The 15103-nt window shown below is 42.6% G+C and carries 13 protein-coding genes; 5 read left to right on the top strand and 8 right to left on the bottom strand.

Annotated features, from left to right (window positions below):
* From PO830_RS09920 to PO830_RS09885, 8 genes are all read right to left on the bottom strand, one after another.
* Positions 1-1293: a hypothetical protein gene (locus PO830_RS09920; RefSeq protein ID WP_272853408.1), complete on the bottom strand. Its 1293-nt coding sequence runs from the start codon at positions 1291-1293 to the stop codon at positions 1-3.
* On the bottom strand, positions 1290-1640 hold the full coding sequence (locus PO830_RS09915) for a hypothetical protein (protein WP_272853407.1): 351 nt from the start codon (positions 1638-1640) through the stop codon (positions 1290-1292). The genes PO830_RS09920 and PO830_RS09915 overlap by 4 nt, the downstream gene beginning before the upstream one ends.
* Before the next feature lie 116 nt (positions 1641-1756).
* Positions 1757-1930, bottom strand: a complete 174-nt coding sequence (locus tag PO830_RS09910) for a hypothetical protein (protein WP_272853406.1) — start codon at positions 1928-1930, stop codon at positions 1757-1759.
* A 76-nt stretch (positions 1931-2006) separates the two neighbouring features.
* Complete coding sequence (locus PO830_RS09905) at positions 2007-4367, bottom strand: outer membrane beta-barrel protein (RefSeq protein ID WP_272853405.1); 2361 nt, start codon at positions 4365-4367, stop codon at positions 2007-2009.
* Between the two features lie 138 nt (positions 4368-4505).
* A complete protein-coding gene (locus PO830_RS09900; RefSeq protein WP_272853404.1) occupies positions 4506-5186 on the bottom strand; it encodes a response regulator in 681 nt (226 codons plus the stop codon).
* On the bottom strand, positions 5176-7221 hold the full coding sequence (locus PO830_RS09895; RefSeq protein ID WP_272853403.1) for an ATP-binding protein: 2046 nt from the start codon (positions 7219-7221) through the stop codon (positions 5176-5178). Before PO830_RS09895 ends, PO830_RS09900 begins: the two co-directional genes overlap by 11 nt.
* Before the next feature lie 76 nt (positions 7222-7297).
* On the bottom strand, positions 7298-7456 hold the full coding sequence (locus PO830_RS09890) for a hypothetical protein (RefSeq protein ID WP_272853402.1): 159 nt from the start codon (positions 7454-7456) through the stop codon (positions 7298-7300).
* 188 nt (positions 7457-7644) lie between these two features.
* The gene (locus tag PO830_RS09885) at positions 7645-8373 is read right to left on the bottom strand and encodes a LytR/AlgR family response regulator transcription factor (RefSeq protein WP_272853401.1); all 729 of its coding nucleotides are present in this window, start codon (positions 8371-8373) and stop codon (positions 7645-7647) included.
* 240 nt (positions 8374-8613) lie between these two features.
* Between PO830_RS09885 and PO830_RS09880 the strand changes: the two genes are divergently transcribed.
* The 5 genes from PO830_RS09880 to PO830_RS09860 all read left to right on the top strand — a co-directional run bounded on the left by PO830_RS09880 (position 8614) and on the right by PO830_RS09860 (position 15070).
* Positions 8614-11472: a M16 family metallopeptidase gene (locus tag PO830_RS09880; RefSeq protein ID WP_272853400.1), complete on the top strand. Its 2859-nt coding sequence runs from the start codon at positions 8614-8616 to the stop codon at positions 11470-11472.
* Positions 11473-11536: 64 nt separating this feature from the next.
* The gene (locus PO830_RS09875) at positions 11537-12763 is read left to right on the top strand and encodes an Nramp family divalent metal transporter (RefSeq protein WP_272853399.1); all 1227 of its coding nucleotides are present in this window, start codon (positions 11537-11539) and stop codon (positions 12761-12763) included.
* Between the two features lie 6 nt (positions 12764-12769).
* Complete coding sequence (gene pxpA, locus PO830_RS09870) at positions 12770-13516, top strand: 5-oxoprolinase subunit PxpA (RefSeq protein ID WP_272853398.1); 747 nt, start codon at positions 12770-12772, stop codon at positions 13514-13516.
* Positions 13513-14244, top strand: a complete 732-nt coding sequence (pxpB, locus tag PO830_RS09865) for a 5-oxoprolinase subunit PxpB (protein WP_272853397.1) — start codon at positions 13513-13515, stop codon at positions 14242-14244. Before pxpA ends, pxpB begins: the two co-directional genes overlap by 4 nt.
* Positions 14237-15070 carry a biotin-dependent carboxyltransferase family protein gene (locus PO830_RS09860; protein WP_272853396.1) on the top strand — a complete coding sequence of 278 codons (834 nt, stop codon included), beginning with the start codon at positions 14237-14239 and terminating at the stop codon, positions 15068-15070. Before pxpB ends, PO830_RS09860 begins: the two co-directional genes overlap by 8 nt.
* Positions 15071-15103 lie beyond the last annotated feature (33 nt).

Raw genomic sequence — 15103 nt, 5'->3', positions numbered from 1 at the left:
TTAATCGATAATACGGATTCCGTTATAGAGGTATATGGAATTAATGAGGTACACACAGATGTCGATATTCCAGGACGGGTCCAGGGTATTTTTCAATTCAGCCACAGATACCGTCTTTCCTGAGTTTAGCAAATCGACAAACTGGTGAATGCACGGATGGTTGTTGAACACCAGCTTTGTCCCTCGGATGTATAAATGAACATTCTTTTTATCCCTGCTTTCAACCCATAAAATTTGATACGGTTGTACCAGCTGCACTTGCGTTTCAGGGCCAAACTCAAAATCCTCTTCTTTTGGAAAGGGCCGTGTCCAGAAGGCGCCATTACTATAGATAGAATAGCGGAAATCTTTATACGTTTCCCGTAAGAATTCACGAAAACTCAAATCTTGTAGATCTTCCGGTATTCCGAAAAGATCGAGCGCCTTGTCGATATGACTGATGTCTTCTACCGGACTTGTGTCTAAGGGCAGGATATCGTTATTCTCTTCTAACCACTGATCGATGATTACACGCATGGTTTTTTGACACAGTTGTCGCTTCGAATGATTGTTGAACCAAAGGGTAAGTCCCATCGAAAGTTCATCAGACCTCCCAATATGATATTCCCCTTCGGGCATGAAATAGAGATCGCCCTCTCCGTACGGGTGTTGATTTGCGATGTCAAGGTATTTTTCTACATTTTTATTGTTGAAGCGTTCTTCTTCAGTGGTAGCTGCTTCGTAGGCTTCGGGATCCCAGGTATACATGGTTTTTCCTCCTTTTCCTAAATGGAAGTGAAGCACATTCTCGCCGCGACCATCGGTATGAATACCTATAGGTGTCCAGCCATAATTGCCGATGAAGATCGTAAAGGTGATTCCTAAGCTAGGAACTCCCATTTTGTCTAACAAGGGTTGGATTTTTTTTGAGACCATGGCGGCTAGTTCAGGACTAAATTTTTCGCCCCGGTTGATGATGAGTCCAAATTTTCGATCGTTCAGACAGCGGTGCGACCAGTCTTCGAGGCTTTCTTTCTCCTTCGGCGGAAGATCGTAGAATCCTTCCATTTCTGAATTCCGAAGACTTTTTCCGTCTAGAAAAACACGGTATCCAAATTCGGTGGTACGCATCATTGCTAACTGACGTATAATCCCCATTAATTCGCCGCGCATAAAAGAGGTTTCTTGGCGACTAAGACAGTCTTTTAAAACAGATGTTTTTGTAAGGGATTGGGTTTTGTCTAAAAAATACTCCCACCATGCTGCACTGAAGGGGGGATTTTGTACGTTTTTAAGGGTGGTTACTTCCTTCATAATTCAATGATTTTAGTGGCGATGGAAATGAGGTGTAACAGGTCGTCATTCGACTTCTTATGGATCTCGTACTCAAGTTCTAAGGCTTCAGGTTTTAACTCGATTTTATAAGCGAATTGATCATTGTCTCGTTTCAGCACGTGTGAGGTTTCAATATCTTTAAATTCAGTATATTTACGGCTGATGATTTGCTGAATAGTCGTTTTTAGTGTTGAAGGAAAAACGCAAGAAAAAGCAAAATTTCTTTCGGTTTCCGTTACGGAGTATCGGATTCCGGAAGGGGTCATATCACCTTTCGCCAACGGTGGCGGTGGTGTAGGAGTTGAGGGTGTTGTAGCGTTTGTCATAATGAAAAGCGTTTGGATGAACATGTAATGTTTTCTAATAGTAGCATAAGGACAATAAGGTCTAAGTAATTGCCCTTATGCTTACAACAACATTCCAATACAGGAATGACTACAAATTACGCTCCGATAGGATCGATAACTTGTTGCTGTTGTTGCTGTTGCTGCTGCTGTTGCTGCTGCTGCTGTTGCTGAGAGGTATGGCGAATACCACCTCGTAATCTGTCTTGCTCCATTGGAGTAAGAACTTTAGCGCCTAAAAAATCTGCTGGATTTACATTTTTGTTTTCCATGATTGTTAATTTAAAAATAATCCTACTCTCTTAAGGTTTTTCGGATTCCACCTACAAAACGCGCATTTTGATATCGTTAATTCGTTCGGTTTCTAACGTCTCTATTGCTATTATCAATTTGGAACCGTTTTGTTTTGGTGCCTGCCGATAGGGAGAGGATGGCGGTGAGGGAGATGGTTCTAGGGAAAGTATTTCGGAATTGGGTGGTTCGAATCTCACGCTGGGTATTTTTAAATGCATAGCGTAGATTATCAAAAGGATCCACCACATTGAGGTATAAAGAAAATTGGTTATTAATTCGTTTGGAGAGGTTTATGTAAAAGGCGTAATTCTCGGCTGATTCAAATTGTCCATACGTTTCCGGTCCGTTGTACTCGAATGCAATTTCTCCACGGACGCCCCATGGTAAGGATGCGTTGAGCGCTATTCTACCTTGAAACGTACCTTTGGACACATCAATATTGTCTACGTTATCTTCAAAGGTGGAACGATAGCTCTTTCCGTACCAGGAGGCTCGCACATTTAATCGAAGACTCCCTATAAGGGTTTCGTTTCCAGAGAGCGACATTCCGTAGACCTGAGAGCGATCAATATTGCGCCATTGATACTGAAGGGTTTCGGCATCAAGTCGTTTCAGTATTTCGCGAGGCTCACCCTCGGTGATATTGTAATATGTCAACAGATTCCAGCGAGACAAGGATACTCCTGCCTCCAAGGCATGGGTATAGGAGGGTTGTAACTCGGGATTTCCAATTTGAGAGGTAAAATCGGTTAGGTAAAAAATGGTTGGGTTGAAGCTGGCATAACTCGGTCGGTTGATCCTTCTGGAATACGACAGGTTATAACTTGCTTTTTCAGTTTCGGTGCTCAAAAAGACACTGGGAAATACATTTAGATATTGCCGGGATTGCCTGTAGTTGTTGGAGGGGATACGCCCTTCGCCATCGGTATATTCAGCACGAATACCCGTTTGTAAGGAAACGTTAGATTTGAAGAGGCTGTCAAGGGCCAACGAGGCATACCCGGCAAGTATCTGTTCTTGATAATTGAAGGCATTACTGAAGTTAGGATCAATAATGAAAGTGCCTTCCACCAGATTTTGAAATGTGGTACTACTTTCATTATCAACTGTAGTATATTTTGCTCCCAGTTCGATAGAACCTTTTCGAATGGGTCGTGTGTAATCAAGTTGTGTAGAAACAATATCATTCGTAATGGGGGAAAATGATGTTCTTTCGTTTTGTGCGATGATGGAATCTGTGGATTCCGTAAAAAAAACGTTCGTATAATCGTTGTCTGCTTCGCGTGTGGATTGATAGTAATCAAATACGAAGCGAAGTTCGTGCCCTAGCGAATCAATAGCGATATCGTAGTTCAAACTATAGTTTTGATAGGCTCGATCTTGGTACAAGCGATAGTCCCCAATGGAGGGGGTTACTCCATCACTATCTGTAATTAGCAATTGGTTGAACTGATTGGTACTGCCGGTAAAATCATAGAAGGTTATTTCGGCACCCAAAGTATGACTGGAAGAAAGTTGGTAGAGTACATTATTCGTAAGGTAATTATACCTCCCTTGTGTCGTATCTCTTTTTTCGTAATCGTAGGTAATCGACGGACTACGAAGTTCTTCAAACCTTCTTTCGTCGCGAACTGAATTAGTTAGATTGTGTATTCCGTAGAGATTTATAGACAGCTTTTCACTCAAACGTATGTTAGTGTTAAGGGATGTATTGTTGGAAATAAACTGTGCTACACTCGTTCTGGAATTGAGGGTTGCTTCCCATCCGCGCTGTTGCTTTTGGGTGGTGATAATATTGATGATTCCACCTCTGCCGCTCGCCTCATAACGGGCTGACGGGTTCGAAATGATTTCGATCTCTTTTATCTTTTCACTGGGCAGGGAGGCCAAGTAGTTGCGAATGTCTGAAGCCGACATCTGAGTGGCTTTTCCGTTGATGAGCAGGGTACTTTCATTTCCCTTCATGGAAAGCGCACCGGTATTTGAATCTACATTGAGATAGGGCGCATATTTTAGAACCTCCAACGAATTTCTTCCTACAAAAAGTTCATTGGTAGCCACACCCATGATGAGTTTATCTCCAGAACGGGTCACCAGCTTCTTGGTTGCGGTAATAACAACTTCAGAAAGGTTGTTCTCGTCTAAAGAGAGGGTAAGGCGACCAAGGTCCAGAGAATTCTCAAGATCGAAGGTCGTTTCCAGTGTCTGGTAGCCCAGATATCGCACTTCGAGCCGGTATCGACCGGTAGTAAGTAGTAGAGAGAACCTTCCTGAAGGTTCGGTAATGGCACCATCTACAACGTTATTGGAGGCATCGTACACTACGACATTGGCGAATTCAATGGGGCCTTCAGAATCAACTACCATACCCTTTACCGTGGCTTGACAGAAACTATGGAGGGGTAGTAGTAGCATAAGATAACAGACACATTTAAACACCATGTAGTGAATGGATTTGTTCAAATCTATTTTTTCCGTTTCATTTAAAGAAACGAGAACTGCTACTATTGGTAAGGGATAACCTTACCAGGTTACTTTTGGAGTGAAATAAACTTAGATGAACCCTTTGTCTTTAGCCTTTGAGATCAATTCTTTATCATCGCCCGAGGCGACATCAAAAATTTCTTTCAGGTTTCGTTTACGCTTTTCGATACCGGCTATCGACAGCGGAAGAATGTCAGGCAAATCCTTCATTTTGGTCCCCAAGCTCAATTCGTAGAGGAGCTTACGGTCGATATTATCCAACAAGAAATCGTTAGAGACGTTTTTTCGAAGCAACTTGATCACCGTTTTGCTGTAAAAGGGAGGATCCTCCAACACTTGTTCGATGGCCAGAATAATATCGTCTGGGCTAATATCATTTTTAATTAGGAACCCATCGGGATCAATGCTTTTAAAGATACTGTGTATTCGATAATTGTCGGTATGTGTGGTAGAGACGATGATCTTGCTGTTCGGCAAGGTCTTTTTTATGATGAGTCCGAGATCTTCCCCGGAAAGAATTTTACCATCCTGCGAAGGAGGAAGTCGCATATCCAGAAAAATAAGATCAATACTAGTGGTCTTAGGGACCGTAGTAATTTTTCGATAGGCAGTATCACAATCGGAGGCGATATCAATGTGAAACCTGTGTTTTTCGAGCGTCTGTTCAATTCTGTTGAGCGCATTCTTGTAAGCTTCTAAAATAAGCGGATGATCATCGATCAGCAGTACATTACAATCATTAGGCTTCATAAGGCGACGTTTTTAGGGGGATGTCAACAACGATTTGAGTTCCGGTCTGAGGAGTGCTATGAATGTCAAAGGTACCCAAAAGTTTTTCAGTTCGGGAGCGCATGTTTTTCAAGCCAATCCCGCGGGTGCTTTTATTGCTGTTAAAACCGACACCATTGTCGGTAATAGTGAGTCGAAGTGTATTCGATTCTTTGCGAAAATTAATAGAGACCTTAGTAGCCTGTGCATACTTCACGATGTTTTGCAGGGCTTCTTGAATAATTCGGTACAAATTCACCTTGATCTTTTCGTCCACCTGTTCCCAGTTCAAGTGGTCATTTCTGGTGAGTTCGTACTCAAATTTTCCGATGGCGCCTCGTGAATCCAACAGGTTTTCAATTAACGTATGAAAGCCCATACCCGAATCGCTCATATCGTATTTTAGCGCATGGGATATAGCACGAATTTCTTTTTCAATGGTTTGTAATTCGTCCAAATATTTTTTCTGAAGCGCTTTGGTTTCGGCATCGCCGCGAAGGTTTAAAAAGCCCAAATTTAATCGTGTCCCGAAAAGTTTTCCCAAGATCCCGTCGTGTAGGTCTTCGGAAATTCTACGGCGTTCTTGTATTCGGCCTTCTTCCATTTTGGATTGTTGCCGAAGCGCTAGCAGATAAATTTGTTCATTGGCCTTTTGTTGCTCGCTTTCAAAAAGAAGTTGCTTATTCTTTGCATACTGCCGTGTGAGGAAGTAGGCAAGCGAAAGGATGAGCAAGAGTCCTGCACTCAACCAAAGGATCCAGGTGTTTTGTTGTTCCAGTCGTTTGGTTTCCTGAATGTATTCATCGGTTTCAAAGTCGATTCTCGCAAATTTGTTCCGCCACTGCCGCTCTGCCCTCAGCAAGCTGTCGCTTAAGGTGGTATAGGTTTCTAGGTAGCTGTTTGCATTTTCTTTGTCTAAGGTAGCCAAAAGCCGTAATGACATGAGATAATCCCTATTATTTCCAATGTCTTTGGCTATTTTGGAAGCTTGATTCGCATAGTCAATGGCCTGATTGGTATCTTTGATCTTTGCGTAGTATTCGGAGAAATGCAGGTTACTCATTACCATACCCGATTCATTTTCTAAACTGTCTCTAATTCGTAAAGCTTGCTTAAAATCGGTAAGTACTTCGGAATTGATATCTAATTGCAACTGACTATACGCTCTATTATCAATAATTCGTGCGTACAGGTTTTTATTGGTCTGCTGCAAATCGTATTGCGATAAAGCTTTATCGTACTGTTCAATAGCTTTTCGATAATCTTCTTGCTTGTGAGATATTAATCCTGCATTGTTTAAATATCCGGGATAAATAGAGGTTTCATTTGTAACATTTTCCAAATAATCTAATGCTTTGTTATTATAATAATGCGCTCGTTCATATTCTTCTAATTCTTTATAGATAATTCCGAGGAGATTATAGGATTCATATAATTGCTTTTTACGTCCCACTTTTTTAAATTCTGAAATGGCTCTCACCAGTAGAATTTCGCTACCGGTATAATCTCGAAGCCGACTGCGAATAAAGGCCATGTTGTACAGCATTTTTCCAGTATAATACCAGTTTTCTTTGAGCTCGAACAGCTCACTGGCCTGCCTGTAATGGTAATAGGCACTGTCGTACACTTGCTCTTGTAGAAAATAAGCGCCGTAATTCCAGTGCGCATCAGCCATTCGCGAAGTGTCTTTTAATCGTTGCGCAATTGCTGCCGCCTCCCGATTAGCGGTTCGAAACACCTCTTGTTGTTCTAAATTAAACGCCTTGTAGGCTAATAGGCTTAGAAAATCGTAGCGACTGGAATCGGCTACCGACTGGTTGGAGATACGATCGTAAAGTAGCGCTAGCGCTTCGCCTTGTTCCTGGTCTGAAAGCGAATCAATTTCAAGTGCCTTTTTGAAATCATCTAAACTATCTTTTATCGCGCCTTTCTCTAGAGTATCCGAATAATGCGAGCACCCACTCAAAATGATGAGAAGCAACGTAAGGAAGGTGTATGGCGTAGGTATTGATTTCATGGCTCCCAATCAAACAAAGCTAACAAAAAAAGCCTTCGATGTTTTCGAAGGCCTTGACGTTTTTATTGGATATCTATTAATTATCGCCGTCTTTTTCATTATCAGGTTCAGCGTGACTGTCATCACCGGTTTGATACGTCTCTACATTGTTTTCTTCTAAGATATTCTGTGGTGTACAAGAGTATACGAATAGAGAAAGTAGAAAAATAGATGCGATGGTTTTAAGGGTTTTCATAAGTTAAGTTTTATAGATTCAATAATGGTTTAGTAACTAAGTCGTGCACGGTAATTAAGCAAAGCAAGCTTGTGATCTTGCATTCTGACACGAATATAAAATGAGATTTGGGCGAAACAAGAAGAATTGCTGCCTATCTTGTGAAACGAGGCCGTCTGATAGCGAATCCTATATTTTTGATAGGGAAATCAATTTAAGGATTGAAAGGCATTTTGTGATAATTTACTATTGATGAGTTCTACATTTTCCAAAAACGTTTTAGTAAATGGGATTTTGGATCGCCCATTTTTTACAGAACACAACGATTTTCCGTATTGAATTCGAGAAATAAACTTGCTATTAACAATATAGCTCTTGTGAATCCTAAAGAAGGAATCGGGAAGTACCTCTTCATAGGTTTTTAAGGTTTTGTAGGCGCTTACCACCTTTCCATTCTTTAAATGAAAGTCGGTGCAATTGTTATCGGCCTTCAGAAATACGATTTCGTCAATATCGAGATACTGAAAATCCTTATAGGACTGCAAACATATTTTTTGCTGTGGTTGGCATTCTTGTTTTTTCTTCGCATATCTAGAAAACGTTTTTCGCAGTTCTAATTCATTCAAGGGCTTCAAAAGCACATCAAAAAAATCGTACTTGATCGCTTGAAATGCTAATTCTTTAGAATGGGAAAGTCCTACAAACACAGGCTTATAATTGGCATAGTGGTCAATATCTTGCTTAAACTGCCAGGGCAACTCCAGTAGCGAATCCATATTGATGAAAATAAGATTCGGCATTTTTTTTAAAATAGTGTTTAACGCTGTATCGTAATCGGCTGCCGCGCCAAGCGAAGCGATTGTATTGCCTTCCTGAGTAAAACTCTGAAGACGTTCAATGGTAGGTTGATCATTTTCAACGATAAAATAAGTGTCCACGGTACTAAGTTTTAAAGAGGGATAAATGTAAGTGAACCCAAGGAGGCCTCAGTAAGGACACCGCCTACTATAAATAAGGGAAAACAATTGCGCCATAGCAATACTCTTCAGCATAAAAGAGTAAAATGAAGCCCGATAGTACGCTCATTTTAACACTATTTTAAGAAGTCGCCTGCGCTGCCATCGTATATTTGATTTTTATTCAACTTTATTACTATGACAATCAAAAAACAAGGTATTATGGCTGGGCTTTTTTTAGGAGCCCTGAGCTTGCTATTCGTTTCTTGTGACGACAAGAATGAAACAATGGCAATGAATGACAATCAGGATGCGGCTTCGTTGTCCATCGATTTTGAAAAATACGAATTGGAAAACGGTCTTGATATTGTACTGCATCAGGACAAGAGTGACCCAATTGTTTCTTTAGCGATTCAATATGGCGTAGGGTCAAATCGTGAAAAGGAAGGTCGTACTGGTTTTGCACATCTCTTTGAGCACATGCTTTTTCAAGAGTCTGAAAACGTTCCGCAAGACCAATTTTTTAAGACCATTCAGGATGCCGGGGGTACGTTAAATGGAGGAACCTGGAAGGATGGCACTATCTATTATGAGGTGGTTCCTAATAACGCACTGGAAACTATTTTATGGTTGGAAAGTGACCGCATGGGGTACTTCATCAATACCGTTACTGAATCGGCATTTTACAACCAACAGGAAGTCGTTCAGAATGAAAAAAGACAGCGTGTCGATAACAGACCGTATGGACATACCAATTGGGTGTTGGATAAAAACATCTATCCGGCAGACCACCCTTACAATTGGCAGGTAATAGGAGAGTTAAAGGATCTTCAAAATGCAACCGTAGATGATGTGCGCGAGTTTTACGATCGTTTCTATGGTCCCAACAACGCTACCTTGGTGTTGGCTGGCGATTTTGAAACTTCGGAAGCCAAAGAACTCATTGAAAAGTATTTCGGGGAAATTTCCTCTAGACAAGAAGTAACGCCCTTGGAGCCTCGTCCGGTTGAAATTGCCGAAACCAAACGTCTGTATCACGAAGATAATTTCGCTACGGCCCCCCAATTAAATATGGTGTGGCCCACCGTGCAGCAATATACCGACGATGCTTATGCCTTGGATTTCTTGGCGGAAATTTTATCACGAGGAAAGAAAGCGCCGCTTTATAAAGTATTGGTTAAAGAAAAGGATTTAACTTCACGTACCATTGCTTACAACAATTCACAACAGTTAGCAGGGGAGTTTCATATCATTATTACTGCAAACGATGGCGTCAATCTAAACGAAGTTGAGGCTGGTATTAATGAGGCCATGACATTGTTTGAGACCGAAGGCGTGACCGATCGGGATATAGAACGTATTAAAGCTGGATTGGAAACGGACTTCTACAACGGAATTAGTAGTGTTCTCGGAAAATCCTTTCAGCTGGCGCAATACAACGTATTTGCAGGAGATCCAGGCTTTATTGAGCAAGATATTGAAAACATCAAAGCCGTCACAAAAGAAGATGTGATGCGGGTCTATAACGAATATATTAAAGGGCAACCTTTTGTATTAACGAGCTTTGTTCCGAAGGGAAAAACAGAACTGATCGCCGAAAATTCAGAACAAGCTCCTGTGGTTGAAGAAGCTATCAAAGAGAATGTTGAGAAAAAAGTGGTTGATAATAACGAAGAAGTGGCAAAAACGCCCTCTAAGATCGATCGAAGTACTGCTCCTTCTCAAGGAGAGACTCCAGCCTTAAATATTCCAGATACGTGGACAGCCTCTTTGGAAAACGGACTCGAAGTATACGGGATCGAACAGAATGAAATTCCAACGGTAAATTTTAGCCTGGTGATCGAAGGCGGACATTTATTAGACAATAAGGACAAAAATGGAGTGGCTAACCTTATGACCGACATCATGATGGAGGGTACCGCCAACAAAACACCCGAGCAACTCGAAGAAGAGATTGAACTGCTAGGAGCTACAATCAATATGTACACGACTAATAATTCTATTGTTATTCGTGGAAATACGCTTACACGGAATTTTGATGAGACCATGGATCTGGTGGCTGAAATTCTATTAGAACCGAGATGGGATGAAGAAGAGTTTGCGCGCATAAAAACGAAGACCATTAACGACATTAAACGTCGTGAAGCAGATCCGAATGCAGTTGCGCAAAATGTATATAGTAAAATTCTGTACGGAGAAGACCACATCTTTAGCATGCCCACCATTGGTACCGAAGAAGCGGTTTCAAACATTACCATTCAGGACCTGAAAAATTTCTATGCCAATAATTTTTCTCCCTCTATTAGTAATTTTCACGTAGTGGGTGCCATCGATAAGGAAACCACACTTGCTAACCTGAATACATTGCAAGAGCGCTGGGAAGCAAAAGAGGTATCCATTCCAGAATATCCAATCCCGGAAACACGGGATAAGGCGAGCCTTTATTTTGTCGATATTCCAAACGCGAAGCAATCAGTTATTAATATCGGCTACTTAGCCATCCCACGTACAGATCCTGATTTTTATCCAGCAGAGGTGATGAACTATAAGTTAGGGGGATCGTTCAGCGGAAATGTCAACCTGATCCTACGAGAGGAAAAAGGGTACACCTACGGAGCGCGTTCTGGATTTAGTGGATCTAAGATTCCAGGACCCTTTACCGCTTCGTCTAGTGTTCGTACCAATACCACGGGCGAGTCGGTTTCTATCTTCCGCGATGAGATTTCGAAATACAAAGAGGGCATTTCTGAAGACGACTTGGAGTTCACCAAAAATGCGATGATCAAGTCCAATGCCCGTCGCTTTGAGACCCAATTTTCACTACTGGGCATGCTGCAAGAAATGAGTAGTTACGACCTTGACCCTAATTATATCGAAAATGAAGAGGCGGTGATTAAAAACATGACCTTAGCGCGTCATAAAGAACTTGCCAATAAATATTTAGATGAGTCGAAGATGGCCTACTTGGTAGTAGGAGATGCGGCCACCCAATTTCCTCAATTCAAGGAGATGGGCTTCGATGAGGTTCAGCTGCTAAACAAAGAGGGCGAAGAAGTTAGCCTTGACGATGTGAAAATGTAATCGTTCCTCTAACAAATCAAAAGGGAAGCATTCGCTTCCCTTTTTTTATACTACCTTCATCCGAATGATAGGAAAGATAGGAAAAAACATAGGTCCAGGTACTTTGGTGGCTGCGGCTTTTATTGGTCCGGGCACCGTCACTGTCTGCTCACTAGCCGGAGTTACGTATGGTTTTACGTTACTTTGGGCTATGGGATTGTCGATTATCGCAACCCTTGTGCTGCAAGAGATGTCCATGCGCTTAGGTCTGGTTACACAAAAAGGACTCGCTAAAAATGTGCGGGAACATATACAGCTTCCCCAACTACGGTGGCTGGCTGTGCTACTTATTGTATCGGCTATTCTAATAGGCAATGCAGCATACGAAGCAGGAAATATAAGTGGAGGTGTACTCGGCCTGGAAACCCTCTTTCCTAATGCCAGATGGCACTGGAATGACTATAGTGGAAGTTATTTGAGCTTGATGATCGGTGCGGTGGCGTTCGTATTGTTGTTTATAGGGAATTATAAAATTTTAGAACGCGCTCTGGTAGCACTGGTGTTGATCATGAGCCTCGCCTTTCTAATTACCGCCGTACTAACGAAGCCGAATTTATATGAAGTGCTACAGGGCTTGTTTGTTCCCAATGTTCCAGAGGAGGGATGGCTCACCATTATGGCCTTAGTAGGCACTACCGTGGTTCCCTACAACTTGTTCTTGCATGCCGCCCTGGTAAATGAAAAATGGGAAGGCCCCAGCCAATTAAAAGCCGCACGAACCGATCTTTTTGTTTCCGTAATCCTCGGCGGACTCGTTTCTATGGCGATTATTGTGGCGGCAGCGTCATTGCCGGGAAAGAATATCCAATCGGCTGCCGATATGGCGCAGAGCTTGACGCCTATCTTTGGATCGGTTGCGAAATATTTATTGAGTATCGGACTCTTTGCTGCGGGGATTACCTCGGCCATCACAGCTCCTCTAGCGGCAGCCTATGTTGCCAGTGATTGCTTCGGAAAGGAACGGAATTTGAAAGCGCCGCTTTTTAGAGGCGTATGGATGAGCGTACTTTTTGTTGGAGTTTTCTTCGCTTCCGTAGGAATGAACGCGATCGAAATCATCAAATTCGCACAAATTGCCAATGGCTTGCTGCTCCCCATCATCGCACTTTTTCTGTTACTCATGGTAAATCGCTCTAGTGTTCTGGGGAAATTTAAGAACGGAAGCTTGCAAAATACGCTAGGAATCGGTATCGTATTATTGTCAATCCTGTTAGGGTTACGGATTTTAAATACGGTGTTTCATTTGATTTAATGACGTATGAGTACTACAATCAACATTGATATTAATGCCGATCTGGGAGAGGGTAGTGGCCATGATGATGCACTAATGCCCTTGCTTTCTTCTTGTAGTATTGCGTGCGGCGGACATTATGGAACGCCTTCTACCATGACAACGGCCATTCGCCTGGCAAAAAAACATGATGTATTTATAGGGGCCCACCCCTCGTTTCCCGATAAAGATTCTTTTGGCCGAAAGGTGATGACACTTTCCAAAAAGGAGCTCACGGCCACCGTTTTGCATCAATTAAATGCTTTTATGACGATTGTTGAAAAAGAAAACGTCGTTTTGCACCATGTAAAACTCCATGGTGCGTTATATAATCTTGCAGCGGAAAATGCCGCTACGGCCGATGCGGTAATCGAAGCGGTGTTGGCAACAGGAAAGCGACCCAAATTATATGTGTTACCCGAGAGTGTTCTACATCGAAAAGCAGAAAATCTATTGCCCATCGTAAAAGAGGCTTTTATAGATAGAGGGTATTCAGAACAAGGAACCTTACTTCCACGTACAGAGATTGGAGCTATTATTGACGACCCGCAACGCGCCTGGATGCAATTGGAAAGCATGGTGCGGTCGAACAGTGTGCTCACGCCTTCGGCCCAGCGAATTTCTATAGCTGCTGAAACCTATTGTATTCATAGCGATCACAAACATGCTGTAGTGATATTGCAATTTATTCGGAAGAAGATGCACGAGGCAGCGATTGAAATACGGAAAGAATGAAGCGCGTCGAAATCAAAAAATGGGGTGCTCATGGACTGTTGTTGCAGTGGCCTGCCAAGATTTCGTTAGGTATTCATCGGGAGGTGATGCAAACCGTAGATTTTGTCAATAGTCAATTTCCGGAGGCTGTACGCGAGTTGGTTCCAACCTATCATGAACTTGCGATATACTGTAACCCTGAAATAAACCTGGATTCTTTTAGAAAAAAACTGGTTGAGGAAGTGATGACACTCCCAAAAGCTGAGAAAAGTGGCTCTTCTTTACGTCTATTCACTCTTCCAGTATGTTACGCTGAAACCCATGGACCGGATATGAAAGGCGTCGCAGCAGCATTAAACATTTCTGTTTCGCAGCTAATTGCTCACCATACCGCACCTTCCTATTGGGTTTATGGTTTGGGGTTTTTACCCGGGTTTCCATACCTAGGTGGTCTACCAGATGTGTTATCCTTGCCCAGGAAAGAAACGCCTAGTGCAATAGTAGCCCCGGGAAGTGTGGGGATAGGCGGACAACAAACAGGAATCTACCCCTCTGAATCTCCTGGTGGATGGCATATCATTGGAAACTGCCCGATTCCTCTTTTTAATGCTGTCAGTACACCTCCGGCACTGCTTCAGGCCGGAGACCGTGTTCGGTTTAACGCGGTTTCTTCCGAAGAATGGCAGGAAATTACGACAGCAATAGAAGAAAATACGTTTCATTTCGAAACACTCTTTCATCATGGTTGAGGTGCTACATCCCGGTTTATGGAGTTCAATCCAAGATCAGGGGAGAATAGGTTTCCGCAATATCGGTGTTCCGCTGAGCGGTACGATGGATCGTGAAGCTTCTACGGCGGCAAATCGCCTATTGGGTAATAAAGACACAGCCGCCATTATAGAATGTACCTTCATGGGGCCCACACTACGCTTTCAGAAGGATGCTTGGGTTGCCGTGAAAGGAGCCCCTTTTCCTGTGTACCGGAACCAACAGGAAATCCCAGATTCTCGGCCAATAGAACTTCGAAAAGGGGATACATTTCGATTGGGAACTACGGCCGTGGGACGCTATGCGTATATTGCCGTACAAGGCGGTTTTGATACCGAACGTGTGATGGGTAGTCGCTCACAGCATGCAGGCATTACCCAACATTCACACCTTCAAAAAGGAACGCTTTTAGCCATTGGGTCAGATTATCGCAGCAGTGGAACAACACCGTATACCTTTCAGAAAAGCTCGAATGTGGTATCACTTCCAGTGAAGAAAGGTCCGGAATACGATCAACTATCCACCAACCAACGACAACAATTGGAGCGCGAGAGGTTTATAATTCAACCCCAAAGCAACCGAATGGCCTTTGTTTTAGAAGCTGAAAAACCGATAAGTGTTCCTGAAATTATCACCGGTCCGGTGCAACCGGGAACCGTTCAAATAACACCTTCTGGTCGCTGCATGCTTTTGATGCGCGATTGCCAGACCACCGGCGGATATGGAAGGATTTTTCAACTACCCAAAAAAGCCATCATAACGGCGGCACAGCTTTCTGTGCATTCACAAATTAAATGGGAGCTATAAATGCGCTTCCACCTTTGAAAGTATTGGAATGGT

This window comes from Altibacter sp. HG106, assembly GCF_028561755.1.
Classification (GTDB): domain Bacteria; phylum Bacteroidota; class Bacteroidia; order Flavobacteriales; family Flavobacteriaceae; genus DFVG01.
Note: the sequence above shows the minus strand (reverse complement) of the source record. Positions and strands in the feature narration are given on the sequence as shown.